16 protein-coding genes are annotated in these 15064 nt (G+C 62.6%); 10 read left to right on the forward strand and 6 right to left on the reverse strand.

The genetic code is table 11. The features are described 5' to 3' along the window. The first annotated feature begins 178 nt into the window (after nt 1-178). The 3 genes from zwf to Q6A48_RS16930 are packed head-to-tail and all read left to right on the forward strand — an operon-like array spanning nt 179 to nt 3031. Nucleotides 179-1648: a glucose-6-phosphate dehydrogenase gene (gene zwf, locus Q6A48_RS16920; protein WP_304555275.1), complete on the forward strand. Its 1470-nt coding sequence runs from the start codon at nt 179-181 to the stop codon at nt 1646-1648. Then, nucleotides 1635-2348, forward strand: coding sequence for a 6-phosphogluconolactonase (pgl, locus tag Q6A48_RS16925; RefSeq protein ID WP_304555276.1), 714 nt, complete (start codon nt 1635-1637; stop codon nt 2346-2348). The genes zwf and pgl overlap by 14 nt, the downstream gene beginning before the upstream one ends. Before the next feature lie 17 nt (nt 2349-2365). Then, nucleotides 2366-3031, forward strand: coding sequence for a bifunctional 4-hydroxy-2-oxoglutarate aldolase/2-dehydro-3-deoxy-phosphogluconate aldolase (locus tag Q6A48_RS16930; protein WP_304555277.1), 666 nt, complete (start codon nt 2366-2368; stop codon nt 3029-3031). 76 nt (nt 3032-3107) lie between these two features. Here Q6A48_RS16930 and Q6A48_RS16935 read toward each other — a convergent pair whose 3' ends face one another. Further along, nucleotides 3108-4298: an aminotransferase class V-fold PLP-dependent enzyme gene (locus Q6A48_RS16935; RefSeq protein WP_304555278.1), complete on the reverse strand. Its 1191-nt coding sequence runs from the start codon at nt 4296-4298 to the stop codon at nt 3108-3110. A gap of 11 nt (nt 4299-4309) precedes the next feature. Continuing rightward, on the reverse strand, nt 4310-4546 hold the full coding sequence (locus tag Q6A48_RS16940) for a DUF3820 family protein (RefSeq protein WP_304555279.1): 237 nt from the start codon (nt 4544-4546) through the stop codon (nt 4310-4312). A 205-nt stretch (nt 4547-4751) separates the two neighbouring features. Here Q6A48_RS16940 and Q6A48_RS16945 point away from each other — a divergent pair, with 205 nt between their 5' ends. The 4 genes from Q6A48_RS16945 (at nt 4752) to Q6A48_RS16960 (ending at nt 8511) form a co-directional block, all read left to right on the forward strand. Next, nucleotides 4752-5219 (forward strand): ferritin-like domain-containing protein, encoded by a 468-nt coding sequence (locus tag Q6A48_RS16945; protein WP_304555280.1) that lies wholly within the window; start codon nt 4752-4754, stop codon nt 5217-5219. Between the two features lie 225 nt (nt 5220-5444). Continuing rightward, nucleotides 5445-7445: an FUSC family protein gene (locus Q6A48_RS16950; protein WP_304555281.1), complete on the forward strand. Its 2001-nt coding sequence runs from the start codon at nt 5445-5447 to the stop codon at nt 7443-7445. Further along, the gene (locus Q6A48_RS16955; RefSeq protein ID WP_304555282.1) at nt 7432-7638 is read left to right on the forward strand and encodes a DUF1656 domain-containing protein; all 207 of its coding nucleotides are present in this window, start codon (nt 7432-7434) and stop codon (nt 7636-7638) included. The genes Q6A48_RS16950 and Q6A48_RS16955 overlap by 14 nt, the downstream gene beginning before the upstream one ends. Before the next feature lie 9 nt (nt 7639-7647). Further along, nucleotides 7648-8511 (forward strand): efflux RND transporter periplasmic adaptor subunit, encoded by an 864-nt coding sequence (locus Q6A48_RS16960; protein WP_304555284.1) that lies wholly within the window; start codon nt 7648-7650, stop codon nt 8509-8511. A 55-nt stretch (nt 8512-8566) separates the two neighbouring features. On the opposite strand, the gene Q6A48_RS16965 is transcribed toward Q6A48_RS16960, so the two are convergent. Together Q6A48_RS16965 and Q6A48_RS16970 are read right to left on the reverse strand one after the other, a co-directional pair. Continuing rightward, a complete protein-coding gene (locus Q6A48_RS16965; RefSeq protein WP_304555285.1) occupies nt 8567-9037 on the reverse strand; it encodes a MaoC family dehydratase in 471 nt (156 codons plus the stop codon). 48 nt (nt 9038-9085) lie between these two features. Continuing rightward, complete coding sequence (locus tag Q6A48_RS16970) at nt 9086-10030, reverse strand: alpha/beta hydrolase (RefSeq protein ID WP_304555287.1); 945 nt, start codon at nt 10028-10030, stop codon at nt 9086-9088. A gap of 212 nt (nt 10031-10242) precedes the next feature. Between Q6A48_RS16970 and fadD2 the strand changes: the two genes are divergently transcribed. Beyond that, nucleotides 10243-11931 carry a long-chain-fatty-acid--CoA ligase FadD2 gene (gene fadD2, locus Q6A48_RS16975; RefSeq protein WP_304555288.1) on the forward strand — a complete coding sequence of 563 codons (1689 nt, stop codon included), beginning with the start codon at nt 10243-10245 and terminating at the stop codon, nt 11929-11931. Between the two features lie 131 nt (nt 11932-12062). Here fadD2 and Q6A48_RS16980 read toward each other — a convergent pair whose 3' ends face one another. Then, complete coding sequence (locus tag Q6A48_RS16980; protein ID WP_304555289.1) at nt 12063-12296, reverse strand: hypothetical protein; 234 nt, start codon at nt 12294-12296, stop codon at nt 12063-12065. On the opposite strand from Q6A48_RS16980, the gene fadD1 reads away from it, so the two are divergent. Next, a complete protein-coding gene (gene fadD1, locus Q6A48_RS16985; RefSeq protein WP_304555290.1) occupies nt 12295-13986 on the forward strand; it encodes a long-chain-fatty-acid--CoA ligase FadD1 in 1692 nt (563 codons plus the stop codon). The genes Q6A48_RS16980 and fadD1 overlap by 2 nt on opposite strands. A gap of 190 nt (nt 13987-14176) precedes the next feature. Here the strand turns inward: fadD1 and Q6A48_RS16990 are convergent, their stop codons facing one another. After that, nucleotides 14177-14554, reverse strand: coding sequence for a hypothetical protein (locus Q6A48_RS16990; protein ID WP_304555291.1), 378 nt, complete (start codon nt 14552-14554; stop codon nt 14177-14179). A 195-nt stretch (nt 14555-14749) separates the two neighbouring features. Here Q6A48_RS16990 and Q6A48_RS16995 point away from each other — a divergent pair, with 195 nt between their 5' ends. Next, nucleotides 14750-14941, forward strand: a complete 192-nt coding sequence (locus Q6A48_RS16995; protein WP_304555292.1) for a CsbD family protein — start codon at nt 14750-14752, stop codon at nt 14939-14941. Nucleotides 14942-15064: the final 123 nt, after the last annotated feature.

Genomic DNA, 15064 nt, shown 5'->3' on the forward strand with positions numbered 1-15064 from the left:
CTAGGAAGACGGGTCTTTGATACGACCCTTTGCGGTGGCCTATCCTACTGTTGGCTCCGACGGACCACCACTCGGAAACGGTATTTTCGGAAAATGTTGTAGTTATTACTACATTTTTCCTTGAGTGATGCCTTGAAAAAAGGTATTTGTAGCTTAACTTGATAAAAGAACAAACATCATGCATTCGATTACGGTTGAACCGTGCACCTTTGCCTTGTTCGGCGCGTTGGGCGACCTGGCCCTGCGCAAGCTTTTCCCGGCCCTTTATCAACTCGATGGCGCGCAATTGCTGCACGAGGACACGCGAATCATCGCGCTGGCCCGTGAACCCGGCAGCGAGCAGCAGCACCTGGCATTCATCGCCGCCGAGTTGCGCCGCTACGTGGGCGACAAGGACCTGGACGAGGCCGTGGTCGAGCGCTTCCTGGCGCGGCTGACGTACCTGCATGTCGACTTCCTCAAGGCTGACGACTACGTGGCCCTGGCCGAGCAGGCCGGTTCGGCCCAGCAGGTCATTGCCTATTTCGCCACCCCGGCGGCGGTGTACGGCGCGATCTGCGAGAACCTGGCGAAGGTCGGCCTGAGCGAAAACACCCGCGTGGTGCTGGAAAAGCCCATCGGCTCGGACCTGGAATCGTCACGCAAGGTCAACGACGCGGTGGCGCAGTTCTTCCCCGAGAACCGCACCTATCGCATCGACCATTACCTGGGCAAGGAAACGGTCCAGAACCTGATTGCGTTGCGCTTCGCCAACAGCCTGTTCGAAACCCAGTGGAACCAGAACTACATCTCCCACGTGGAGATCACCGTGGCCGAGAAGGTCGGTATCGAAGGCCGCTGGGGCTATTTCGACAAGGCCGGCCAGTTGCGGGACATGATCCAGAACCACCTGCTCCAACTGCTGTGCCTGATCGCCATGGACCCGCCGGCCGACCTCTCGGCCGACAGCATCCGTGACGAGAAGGTCAAGGTGCTCAAGGCCCTGGCGCCGATCAGCCCGGAAGGCCTGACCACCCAGGTGGTGCGCGGCCAGTACATCGCCGGCCACAGCGAGGGCAAGGCGGTGCCGGGGTACCTCGAAGAACCCAACTCCAACACCCAGAGCGACACCGAGACCTTCGTCGCCCTGCGCGCCGACATCCGCAACTGGCGCTGGGCCGGGGTGCCGTTCTACCTGCGTACCGGCAAGCGCATGCCGCAAAAGCTGTCGCAGATCGTCATCCACTTCAAGGAACCGTCCCACTACATCTTCGCCCCCGAGCAGCGCTTGCAGATCAGCAACAAGCTGATCATCCGCCTGCAACCGGACGAAGGGATCTCCCTGCGGGTGATGACCAAGGAGCAGGGCCTGGACAAGGGCATGCAATTGCGCAGCGGCCCGCTGCAACTCAACTTCTCCGACACCTGGCGCAGCGCACGGATTCCCGATGCCTACGAGCGGTTGTTGCTGGAAGTCATGAATGGCAATCAGAACCTGTTTGTCCGTAAAGATGAAATTGAAGCCGCGTGGACGTGGTGTGACCAGTTGATCGCCGGATGGAAAAAATCCGGTGATGCGCCCAAGCCGTACGCGGCCGGGTCCTGGGGGCCGATGAGCTCCATCGCACTGATCACGCGGGATGGGAGGTCATGGTATGGCGATATCTGAAGTGAAACTGCCCCAGGGCGTCAGCGCCCTTGAATTCAAGAGCCCGGTGCTGCTGGCCGAAGGGTTGGCCCTGAAGGTGGCCGGGCAACTGCGCGAGGCGATCGACACGCGCGGCACGGCGGTCCTGGTGGTGTCGGGCGGTCGTAGCCCGGTGGCGTTTTTCCAGAGCCTGGCCAAGCAGGACCTGGACTGGTCGAAGGTACTGGTGAGCCTGGCGGATGAGCGCTGGGTGCCGGTCGAACATGCCGACAGCAATGCCGGCCTGCTCAAGCGCTACCTGTTGCAAGGCGCTGCGGCCAAGGCCCGGTTCCTGAGCCTCTACAGCCCCAGCGCCAACCTGGACGCAGCGGCCGAGCGGGCCGATCGCCTGCTGGGCGAACTGCCAGCCATCGACGTGCTGGTGCTGGGCATGGGGGATGACGGGCACACCGCCTCGCTGTTCCCCGACAGCCCGAACCTGGCCCAAGCCCTGGACGCCCAGGGCACTCGCCGCTGCTGGCCGATGCTGGCGCCGACGGTGCCGCATCAGCGCCTGACCATGAGCCGTGCGCTGCTGGCCTCTGCGAAACACAAAGTGCTGTCGATTTCCGGTCAGTCGAAATTGACCACCCTGAACGCCGCGGTGGCCGGTGACAACGTCGCCGAAATGCCGATCCGTGCGTTTTTGCAACCTACGTTAGAGATTTACTGGTGCCCATGAACCAAGGATCAGCCGCTATGACAAACCCATCCCCGACCGTTTCCATGGCGGACAAAGTTGCCCTGATCGACAGCCTCTGCGCCAAGGCGCGGATCCTGCCGGTGATCACCATCGCCCGCGAACAGGACATCCTGCCGCTGGCGGACGCCCTGGCCGCTGGCGGCCTGACGGCACTGGAAGTGACCTTGCGTTCCGAGCATGGCCTGAAGGCCATCCAGGTGCTGCGCGAGCAGCGTCCGGAACTGGTGACCGGCGCGGGCACCGTGCTGGACCGCCACATGCTGGAGGCCGCCGAGGCCGCCGGCTCGCAGTTCATCGTCACGCCCGGCATTACCCGTGACCTGCTCGAAGCCAGCGTGTACAGCTCGATCCCGTTGCTGCCGGGCATCAGCAACGCTTCGGGCATCATGGAAGGCTACGGCCTGGGTTATCGCCGCTTCAAGCTGTTCCCGGCGGAAGTCAGTGGCGGCGTCGCGGCCATCAAGGCCCTGGGCGGCCCGTTCGGCGAAGTGAAATTCTGCCCGACCGGCGGCGTCGGGCCGGCCAATATCAAGAGCTACATGGCTTTGAAGAACGTGATGTGCGTGGGTGGCAGTTGGATGCTTGATCCGCAGTGGATCAAGAACGGCGACTGGGCCCGCATTCAGGAATGCACCGCCGAAGCGTTGGCGCTGCTGGACTGATTCAACCAAACCTCGTTGGGTGCTCTACGGTTTTACGGTGCGCTTGGTCGGCGCACCGTTTTTTTTCGCCTGGATTTTAGCGGTTGTGGCTCAGCGCTATCAGTGCTTCGGTCAAGCGCTCGATATCACTGGCCAAGGTCAGCAACCCCGGCGTGATACGGATGCACGGCCCGACGCTGGTGTGGCGCACCACGGTGAAGATCCCGAATTCGTCGAGCAACCGGTCCGCCATCACCTGCTGGTCGGCGTGGGCAGTGAAGCGCATGGCGGTGATACCGCAGTAGAGTCGCGGGTCGTCCGGTGTCATGACTTCAATGCCCGGCAGGTCGCGCACCGCCGTCACCCACAGGTCGCGCAGGTAGCTCAGGCGCGCGCCCTTGGCCGACGCGCCGCCCAGGGCCCGGTGTTCCTCGAACACCAGGGGCAGGGTGAGCAAGGCCGGAATGTTGGGCGTGCTGTGGGGCGTGCGCGAGCGGACGTCGGTGGCGGGGTAGCTGGTTTCGTCCATGTCCGGATCGATGTCGGCCAGCCGATGGGGGGCGATGTACAGGAACCCCAGGGACAGCGGGCCGCCGATCCACTTCTGCAGGTTGAACCCGGCGAATTCGATCCCGAGCTTCTTCAGGTCGAAGTTGATCTGGCCCAGGGCATGGGCGCCGTCGAGGATGATATCGATGCCGAACTCCCGGGCCGTCTCGGCAATCGCCTGGACCGGCATGACCAGCCCGGTGAGGTGGTTGACGTAGGTCAGCGGCATCAGCTTGAGCCGGGGGTACTGGAGGAACGCCTGGCGGTAGGTGCCCACCAGGCTTTCGTAGCTGGCGGGGTGCCGATGGACGATCTCGATCACTTCCGCGCCGCGCTGGCGTGCCAGCCAGCGCATCGCGCTTTTCACCGAGGCATATTCCACGTCGCTGATCAGCACCTGGTCGCCGGGCTTCAGGCCGTTGTAGTTGCGAATCAGCGTCTGCAGGGCATCCACCGCGCTGGTGGCCAGGGCCACGGCCTGGGGCGACGCGTTGACCAACTGCGCCACCTGGCGACGGATGGCTTCGCCGTGTTCGCGGTCGAAATGCTGGCGTACGTACAGCGAGTTTGCGCGGTTGATGAATTCGATGTTGCGCTGGTATTCCTCGACCACCGTGCGGGACATGCGCCCGAAGTAGCCATTCTCCAGGTTGAGCGGTGCCTCGGGGTCGACATCGTAGCGACCGACAAAGGTCTGCCAGAAAGCTTCATCGTGGGCGCGCAGCGTATTTTCGGGCATGGGGCACTCGGTCAGTGGCGGGGCTTGGGTTTGCCGTGTTTGGCGCGCAACGGGTCGAGCAGGTCGGACAGGCCGTTGTGGTCGACTTCGTGCATCAACGCCAGCAGGCCACCCAGTTCGCCGTGGGGAAAACCTTCGCGGGCGAACCAGTTCAGGTAGTGGCCGGGCAGGTCGGCCAGGATGCGCCCCTTGTATTTACCGAAGGGCATCTGGCGGGTGACCAGCAGTTCAAGCATTTGCGGGTTCATGGCATTCGTCTTCGTTCAACCAGCCTGGAAAATACAGGCATTCTGCATGCAGGCCAATTGACAGATCATGCAAATAACGCGGATACAGATTTTGACTTGATGTGTAACCTGTTGATTTTATTGGTAATTGATTTGTTTTTTGGCCTGGCATGGCCGATGCAATAGTCCTTGCAGGTTTTTTATTCACCAGCAAAGGAACTGAAAAATGACTGACATCACCAAAGAATCCATCTCCGTCCTGAACAACCTGATCGAGACCAGCAAAGATGGCCAGGAAGGGTTCAAGACCTGCGCGGAAGACATCAAGCACCCTCAACTGAAAGCGTATTTCGTCGAGCGTGCGGCGGATTGCGCCTCGGCGGCCGCCGAGCTGCAAGCGGCTGTGCGCTCGCTGGGCGGTGACCCGGAAACTTCCACCAGCGTAGCCGGTGACCTGCACCGCCGCTGGGTCGACGTGAAGTCGATGTTCACCGGCAAGGATGAAGAAGCGGTCCTCAACGAAGCCGAGCGCGGTGAAGACCATGCCCTGAAGGCTTATCGCGAAGCCATCGAGAAAATCAACAAGGACAACCTGGTGGGCATCCGTGACCTGGTCGAGCGCCAGTACCACGGCGTGCAACGCAACCATGACAAGGTCAAGGTCCTGCGTAACGAAGCTAGCGCCGCCAGCTAAGCGACGCACCTGATTCAAGAAAACGCCAGCTTGCCTGGCGTTTTTTTGTGGGCGCCGCCCGGGCCTGCGGGGATCTGGGGTGGTGCTTCATGGGTCAGAGAAAGTGTGTTGTGAAATCGAGGGGTAATCGCCTCTGGACTGAGGTACTTAGCTAGCTAATAATTGCGCCCGCCGATCACCTTCATTCCATCTATCGTTACAACGTTCCCCAGAAGAGTTCTTCGCGTGCCCATTACCTTCCAGGCCCTGTTCGCTCCCGACCGCCTCGCACTTCAGTTCGCCATCAAGACCGTGCTCGGTGCTGGCCTGGCGCTGTGGCTGGCGCTGCGCTTCGGCCTGGAACAGCCGTCGTGGGCGTTGATGACGGCGATCATCGTCGCGCAGCCGTTGTCCGGCATGGTCGTCCAGAAAGGCTTGGCGCGCTTGCTCGGCACCTTGGTGGGCACGGTCATGTCGGTGGTGTTCATGGCCTTGTTCGCCCAGGCACCGTGGTTGTTCCTGTTGGCCCTGGCGGCGTGGCTGGGCGTTTGCACGGCCTGTTCGACGCTGCTGCGCAGCGCCTGGTCCTATTCATTCGTGCTGGCCGGGTACACCGTGGCGATCATCGCCCTGCCAGCCATCGCCCATCCGCTGAGCGTATTCGACCAGGCGGTGGCGCGTTGCACCGAGATCAGCCTGGGGATCATCTGCGCCACGGCGGCCAGCGCCTTGCTCTGGCCGCTGCGGGTCGAGCGGCAGTTGGCCGGCCAGGCCCACGCCGCCTGGCAGAGCGGCATGCACGCGGCCCGTGCCACCCTGGCCGGCGATGCCCAGGCCCGCAAGGGCTTGCTGGAAATCCTCGGCAAGATCGTCGCAGTGGATGCCCAGCGCGAGCATGCCTGGTTCGAGGGTCGCCTGGGCCGGCAGCGGGCCCGGGCCATCAGTGGCTTGAGCCAGAAACTGTTGATGCTGCTGCGCATTTCTCGCTCGGTGCGTCGCCAGTGGAAGCAACTCGATCCCGGCGAAGCCGAGGCGCTCCAGCCGTGGCTGGACGAGGTGCAGCAGGCCCTCGACGGCGACAGCGCCATGCTGCAAGCCTTGCGTCCCCGGGTGCTGGATGCGTCCCACGACCCGCAGATCAGTTCGGCGCAGAGTTATTGCCTGGCCCGGATCGCGCTGCTGCTCGACACCGCCCTGGCCGCCTGTGCCGCGCTGGCGGCAGTGCGGGAGGGCCGGGCGGCGGCGGACCCGCCGCGAACCCTGGCGCCCCACCGCGACCTGTCCCTGGCAATGGTGTTTGGTGCCCGCAGCGCCCTGGCCTTCCTCGCGGTGGCCAGTTTCTGGTTGGCGACCGCCTGGCCCGCCGCTTCGGGCGCGTTGGTGCTCACGTGCGTGGTCTGCAGCCTGTTCGCCAGCCGCGACAACGGTGCGCAGATCGGCATGGCCTTCTTGCGCGGCATTGCCCTGGCCGTGCCCGTAGCGTTTGTGATCGGCGAGATCGTGCTGCCGCAGTGGAGCAGTTTTGCCCTGCTCAGCCTGGCCATGGGCGTGCCGTTGTTTTTCGGCGCACTGGGCATGGCCAAGCCGCCGATCTTCGCCACCGCCACTTCCTTCTGCCTGCACTTCGTGGTGCTCGTGTCGCCGCTCAACACCATGAAGTACGACGTCGGGGCGTTCTTCAACAATGCCCAGGCGATGATGATTGGCGTGGGAGCGGCGGTGCTGGCGTTCAACCTGCTGATCCTGCGGGACCCGGCCTGGCACAGTCGGCGCCTGCTGGCGGCGACGCTCGACGACCTGGTGCGCCTGACCCATCGCGACCTGCGTGGCGCCGAGAGCTGGTTCGGTGGGCGCATGGCCGACCGATTGCTGCAATTGGCGCGGCATTACCCGGAATTGCCGGTGCAGGCGCGCAGCCGTTGGGACGACGGCCTGCTGGGCCTGGACATCGGCGATGAACTGCTGCACCTGCGCCTGAGCCTGGCCGTCGCCCAGGTTTCCGAGCGCCAGGCCCAGCAGCGTTATTTCGACGCGCTGGAGCGCATCCTCGAACGCGGACCGGCCGGTGACCGGGCCGAGGCCCTGGCTGCGGCGAGCACCGAGCTCCTGAAGGTGTTGGCGAGCCAACCCGCCAGTGATGCGCTGAAACTGGCCCAGGGCGCGGTGGTGCAATTGCAGAACAGCTGGCGCGCCTGGTGCCGCCAGCACGAACCTGAACGAGGGGAGCACAGCCATGGGCTTGCGTGAGTGGTCGATGGGCGGAGTGTTGCTCAGCCCCTTCCTGATTTACCTGGTGCTGGCGTTGCTGGTGACCGGTGCGCTGCGCCTGTTGCTCGGCCTGCTGCCGGTCGGGCGCTGGATCTGGCACGAAGCCTTGTTCGACTGCGCCCTGTATGTCTGTGTCCTGACTGTCATTACCGTGGTCCTCGGGCCGCTATAGGAGTTGAACATGCGTACCTCCGTACGTGTCGCCGTCACGCTGTGCGTGGTTGCCGTGGCGATCTTCGCCGGGTTTCATCTGTGGCAGTACTACATGCTCACGCCCTGGACCCGCGATGCGCGGATCCGCGCCGACGTGGTGGTGATCGCGCCCGACGTGTCGGGTTGGGTGCGTGAGCTCAAGGCGGTGGATAACCAGCAGGTCAAGGCCGGTGATCTGTTGCTGAGCATCGACCGCGAGCGTTTCGAGGCCGCGGTGGAGAAAGCCCGGGCGGTGGTCCAGACCCGCCAGCAGCAACTGAGCCTGCGCGAGCACGAAGCCAGTCGCCGTGCTGCCCTGGGCCCCCAGGCCATCAGCGCCGAATTGCGGGAAAACGCCCAGATCAACGCCGGCATCGCCCGTGGCGAACTGCGCGAAGCCCAGGCCGAAGCCAAGGTCGCCGAACTCAACCTGGCCCGCAGCCAGGTCCTGGCGCCACGCAGCGGCCACATCACCAACCTGCGCCTGGCCGAAGGCAACTACGTGAACGCCGGGCAACCGGTCATGGCCTTGATCGATGACTCGACCTTCTACGTGCAGGCTTATTTCGAGGAAACCAAGCTGCCGAGGATTCGTGTCGGCGATCCGGTCAAGGTCTGGCTGATGAGCGCCGACCACGCGCTGGAAGGCCACGTCGAAAGCATCAGCCGGGGCATCACCGACCGCAACACCAACCCCGATGCGCAATTGCTGGCGGAGGTCGAGCCGACGTTCAACTGGGTGCGCCTGGCCCAGCGGATCCCGGTGCGGATCAAGCTGGACAAGGTGCCGGAAGGGGTGAACCTGAGCGCGGGGATGACGGCGAGTGTGCAGGTGCGCGAAGACCAGCCATAACGTTGTGGCGAGGGGATTTATCCCCTTGCCACATCTCATTCACTTTGGAGGGTAATCAACCCACAGCAATCGCCGGCAACGTCGGCAAGGTCACGGTCTGTTGCTTGCGCGGGGCGAGGATCTCGGCCTCGCCATCCACCACCAGCTCATCGCGTTGGTTGAACACGCGGGTGGCGATGCGCACGCGGAATTTCGGCAGCTTCTCGAGAATCTCCAGGCGCACGGTCAGGGTGTCGCCGATCTTCACCGGTTTCTGGAAGCTCATCTGCTGGCCGATGTAGATGGTGCCCGGGCCAGGCAACTCGCACGCCACCGCCGCGCTGATCAGCGCACCGCTGAACATGCCGTGGGCGATGCGTTCCTTGAACATGCTCGCCGCGGCGAATTCGGCGTCCAGGTGCACCGGGTTATGGTCGCCCGACATCGCGGCGAACAGCTGGATATCACGTTCTTCGACGGTCTTGCTGTAGCTGGCGGTCTGGCCGACTTCGAGGGCTTCGTAAGGGATGTTGGTAACCTGGGTCATGTGTCTTGAATCCTGTGACTACTCGATAAAAGGAAAACGCTGGGAAACCTACTCGCTGCGCGGCGGCCGCTTGTGGCTCAGGGCCTGGGCAATCCAGGCGAGCACGTCGGCGGTCACCTCATCGCGGTTGGTTTCATTGAACAATTCGTGCCGGGCCTGCGGGTAGAGCGTCAATTGCAGGTGCTGGCTGCCAGCGGCGCGCAAGGCGTCGGCCAGATCCTTCAGACGCTTGCCCTGGCTCACCGGATCACATTCGCCGCCGATCACCAGCAAGGGCAGGTCCGGATCGATCTGGGCGAGATTGGACGCTTTGCTGATTTGCTGCAACCCGCCGAGCAGGTCGACCCACAACTGGTTGGTGCAGCGAAAACCGCACAGGGGGTCGCGGATGTACTTGTCGACTTCTGCCGGGTCGCGACTGAGCCAGTCGAAGGCGGTGCGCGTCGGTTTGAACGGCTTGTTGAAACTGCCGAACGACAGCCACTCGATCAACGCGCTGCGCCCGGTGGCGCCCTGGCGCCGGCGTTCGCAGCGCGCGATCAGGCGGGCGGCGCGGTAGAGCGCCACGGGCTGGAAGTTGGAGCCACTGAGGATCGCCCCGTGCAGGCTGGCGCTGTGGTGCAGCAGATAGCCCTGGGCGATGTAGCTGCCCATGCTGTGGCCGAGCAACACGATAGGTGTGTCGGGATGTTGCTGGCCAATGTGATGGTTGAGGGTCGCCAGGTCGCCCACGACCTTGGCCCAGCCCTCCTGGTCGGCGTAATGGCCGAGGGTCGCCCCGTCGGCGGTGCGTCCGTGGCCGCGCAGGTCCGGGGCATAGACGCCATGGCCCGCGTCGCACAGCGCCTGGGCCAGGCGCCCATAGCGGCCGCTGTGCTCGGCCATGCCGTGGGCCAGCAGGATGATCGCCTCCGGCGCGGTGTCGGGCAGCCACTGGTTGACGAACAGGCGGCTGTGGTCGGTTGCGGTCAGCCAGAACGTTTGGTGGATCATGGCGGTTCCTTGGCGCGAGATTGCTCAATGGTATAGCGCATCGGTTGCGTCTCGCCTGATCAGGCTACGCCGGGGCAGGAAGATTCACACAATCTATGACGCAGGTTGCCATATTTGCCGGATTGACCATAGCTGCTAGTGTCCCAGAAGCTCCGCCTCTGCAAGCGATACAGATGCGGCCCGGATACGCTCAGGTAAAGAGGACAAAAACAATGCAGCCTGATTTCTGGAATGACAAGCGCCCGGCCGGCGTGCCCCAGGACGTCGACCTCGGGGCCTACAAGTCGGTCATCGAGGTGTTCGAGCGTTCCTGCAAGAAATTCGCCGACCGTCCGGCGTTCAGCAACATGGGGGTGACCCTCACCTACGCCGAGCTGGAACGCTACAGCGCGGCCTTCGCCGGCTACCTGCAAGCCCATACCGACCTGGTGCCGGGCGACCGTATCGCGGTGCAGATGCCCAATGTCCTGCATTACCCGATTGCCGTGTTCGGTGCCTTGCGCGCCGGCCTGATCGTGGTCAACACCAACCCGCTGTACACCCCGCGGGAAATGCGCCACCAGTTCAAGGACTCCGGCGCCCGGGCGCTGGTGTACATGAACCTGTTCGGGCAGAAGGTCCAGGAAGTGCTGCCCGATACCGACCTGCAATACCTGATCGAAGCCAGGATGGGCGACCTGATGCCCGCCGCCAAGGGCTGGCTGGTGAACCTGATGGTGAGCAAGGTCAAGAAAATGGTCCCGGACTATTCGCTGCCCCAGGCCATTTCGTTCAAGAGCGCGTTGCGCCTGGGACGCGGCCAGCCGATCAAGCCGCTACAGGTCAGCCTCGATGACGTCGCCGTGTTGCAATACACCGGCGGCACCACCGGCCTGGCGAAAGGCGCGATGCTGACCCACGGCAACCTGGTGGCGAACATGCAACAGGCCCGGGCCTGCCTCGGGCAGTTCGGCGACGATGGCCAGCCGCTGATGCGCGAAGGCCAGGAGGTGATGATCGCGCCGTTGCCGCTGTACCACATCTATGCGTTCACGGCCAATTGCATGTGCATGATGGTCACCGGCAACCACAACGTGCTGATCACCAATCCGCGGGACATCGGTGGCTTCATCAAGGAGCTGAAGAACTGGCGATTCTCGGCGCTGCTGGGGCTCAACACGCTGTTCGTGGCGTTGATGGACCATCCGGATTTCAAGACCCTGGATTTCTCCCACCTCAAGGTCACCAACTCCGGCGGTACCGCGCTGGTCAAGGCCACCGCGGAACGGTGGGCGCAACTCACCGGTTGCCGCATCACCGAAGGCTATGGCCTGACCGAGACCTCGCCGGTGGCCTGCACCAACCCCTACGGCGACAAGTCGCGGCTGGGCACGGTGGGGTTGCCGGTGCCAGGCACGCTGATGAAGGTGATCAGCGACGACGGCGTCGAGCAGCCCCTGGGCGAGCGCGGCGAGCTGTGCATCAAGGGCCCGCAGATCATGAAGGGCTATTGGAACAAGCCTGAAGCCACGGCCGAAGTGCTGGACAGCGAGGGCTGGTTCAAGTCCGGCGACATTGCGGTGATCGACCCGGACGGGTTCGTGCGCATCGTCGACCGCAAGAAGGACATGATCATCGTCTCCGGTTTCAACGTGTACCCCAACGAGATCGAGGACGTGGTGATGGCCCATCCGAAGGTGGCCAACTGCGCGGTGATCGGCGTGCCGGACGAGCGTTCGGGAGAGGCGGTGAAACTGTTCGTGGTGGCGCGGGAAACGGGCGTCAGCCTCGAAGAGCTCAAGGCCTACTGCAAGGAGAACTTCACCGGCTACAAGATTCCCAAGCACATCGTGTTGCGCGAGTCGTTGCCGATGACGCCGGTGGGCAAGATCCTGCGTCGTGAGTTGCGCGACATCGCCTGAGGCGACTGCCTCATGGAAACCCTGTGGGAGCGAGCTTGCTCGCGATGGCGGTATGTCAGTGACAGAAATGTCGGCTGATACACCGCCATCGCGAACAGGCTCGCTCCCACGGTTTTTTGTGTGCAAGGCGATTAAAGGGTGTTTTGAATTTTTACTCTAAAAATGACCATTGAGTGGTCATGAGTCATGTTTGTGACTGTGGGGGCTGCTTTTGGCCCTAGGCGACCCTTGGCAAAGCTGCTACTCTCGGCGCGCTTTTGTGACTTCTCGGCCTTGATCCAAGCCAGATTCACCAATAAACACACACCAATAATAATCGCATCAAATGCGGTGAGAATTCGCGTTGCTGAGGAGTGGGCTTCCATGAACGAAGACTTTTGGAAGGATAAGTACCCAGCTGGGATTGCTGCCGACATCAATCCAGACGAGTATCCGAATATTCAGGCGGTGTTGAAGCAGTCCTGCCAACGCTTCGCCGACAAGCCGGCATTCAGCAACCTCGGCAAGACGATCACCTACGGTGAACTCTACGAGCTGTCCGGTGCCTTTGCCGCGTACCTGCAACAGCATACCGATTTGCAGCCCGGCGATCGAATCGCCGTGCAGTTGCCCAACGTCCTCCAGTACCCGGTGGCGGTATTCGGTGCGATCCGCGCCGGGCTCATCGTGGTCAATACCAACCCGCTGTACACCGCGCGGGAAATGGAGCACCAGTTCAATGACTCCGGCGCCAAGGCGCTGGTGTGCCTGGCGAACATGGCGCACCTGGCCGAGGCCGTGGTCCCCCGGACGAGCGTCAAGCACGTCATCGTCACCGAAGTGGCCGATCTGCTGCCGCCGCTCAAGCGCCTGTTGATCAACAGCGTGATCAAGTACGTCAAGAAGATGGTCCCGGCCTATCACTTGCCCAAGGCCGTCAAGTTCAACGATGTATTGGGCAAGGGCCATGGCCAGCCGGTGAGCGAGGCGAACCCGTCCAGCGACGAAGTCGCGGTGTTGCAATACACCGGCGGCACCACCGGCGTGGCCAAGGGCGCGATGCTGACCCACCGCAACCTGGTGGCGAACATGCTGCAATGCAAGGCGCTGATGGGCTCCAACCTCAATGAAGGTTGCGAAGTGCTGATCACGCCGCTGCCGCTGTACCACATCTACGCCTTCACCTTCCATTGCATGGCGATGATGCTGATCGGCAACCACAACATCCTGATCAGCAACCCGCGCGACCTTCCGGCGATGGTCAAGGAACTGTCGAAGTGGAAGTTCAGCGGTTTCGTCGGCCTCAATACCCTGTTCGTGGCCCTGTGCAACAACGAAGCGTTCCGCAAGCTGGATTTCTCGGCGCTGAAAGTCACCCTGTCTGGCGGCATGGCCCTGCAACTGGCCGCCGCCGAGCGCTGGAAAGCGGTGACCGGCTGCCCGATCTGCGAAGGCTACGGCATGACCGAGACCAGCCCGGTGGCCACGGTCAACCCGATCCAGCGCATCCAGGTCGGCACCATCGGTATCCCGGTGCCATCGACCTTGTGCAAGGTGGTCAACGACGCGGGGGTCGAACAGCCGTTGGGCGAAGTCGGCGAGTTGTGCGTGAAGGGGCCGCAGGTGATGAAAGGTTACTGGCAGCGCCAGGAAGCCACCGATGAAATCCTCGACAGCGAAGGTTGGCTCAAGACTGGCGACATCGGGGTGATCGAACCGGACGGTTTCATACGCATCGTCGATCGCAAGAAAGACATGATCCTGATCTCCGGTTTCAACGTGTACCCCAACGAACTGGAAGACGTGCTGGCGACGTTGCCGGGCGTGTTGCAATGCGCGGCCATCGGGGTCCCCGACGAGAAATCCGGCGAAGCGATCAAGATTTTCATCGTTGCACGGCCGGGCGTCACCTTGACCAAGGAGCAGGTCATGGAGCACATGCGCGCCAACGTCACCGGCTACAAGGTGCCCAAGGCCGTGGAGTTCCGCGATGCATTGCCGACCACCAACGTGGGCAAGATCCTGCGGCGCGAGCTGCGCGATGAGGAACTCAGGAAGCTGGGTGTGAAGAAGTAGGTTCGCGTGCCAACAAAAAGCCCCGCCTGAGCGGGGCTTTTTGTTGGCCAACGATGACGGGCGTCGGCGCTTTTGGTGGCGAGGGGATTTATCCCCCGCTGGGGCGCGAAGCGGCCCTCGCTTTGCAGGTCTGCTTCGCAGCCCAGCGGGGATAAATCCCCTCGCCACAGAGTGCTGCTCCGGCAGTGGGCTATACCCGAAACTGCGCAAAATCCAGGTTGGTGCCCCCTGGCCGCAGGTCTTGCAGGTACGAATCCTTGTCCGCGCTCAACTCCAGGCTCAGGGCCGCCTTGCGCTTGCCCTGGTTGCGTACTTCCAGGCCTTCCATCTTTTCGCGCAGGAACACCGTCGGCACCTTCAGGTGCAGCAACTCATCGGTGGCCGGGGTGTGCAGCAGCAAGTGGATCCATTCGTACTGCCCGATGGCCAGGCGCGTCACCGGGAGGTTGAACCAGAAAATGTTGCGGTTGCGGTTCAATTCGCTGAAATGGCAGTTGTTGACGCCCAGGATGGCGCCGCCCAGTTCCTGGTTTCTGCGGGCGATGGCCTGCTTTTTATCGAGTTTCATAACGTTCCTACGGGATTGGAGCTTCAAGCCTGGGCCTGAATACGTGGGGCATTCTCGGGGGTTGACCGGCAAACATAAAGCGCAACCTGCATTTGGCGATGAAATGGACCGCTGAAAAAAATGAAACTCCCCGCGAATGGCTTCGGTCAACCCTCATGTAATGACTTTTCGTACGTTGTTCACAGGAGAGACATCATGGGTAGCACGAGCGATAAAGTGAAAGGCGTTGCCAACGAAGCTGTCGGCAACATCAAGCAAGGCGTCGGCAAGGCCACCGACAATGACCGCATGCGCGCCGAAGGCGTGGTCCAGGAGAAAAAAGGCGAGGCCCAGCAAACCGTGGGCAAGGCCAAGGACGCGGTGAAAAAAGGCGTCGACAACGCGTAACCGGCCTGCTGGAAAAACGATTGGAACGGCCATCCGCGGGTGGCCGTTTTCATGTCGGCTCGAACTTGCACCGGGGAAATTGTTCCAACGTCGCCAAACAGGTTACTTTGTCTTGCATAACAA

The organism is Pseudomonas citrullilanati (assembly GCF_030580855.1).
Classification (GTDB): Bacteria; Pseudomonadota; Gammaproteobacteria; order Pseudomonadales; family Pseudomonadaceae; genus Aquipseudomonas; species Aquipseudomonas citrulli.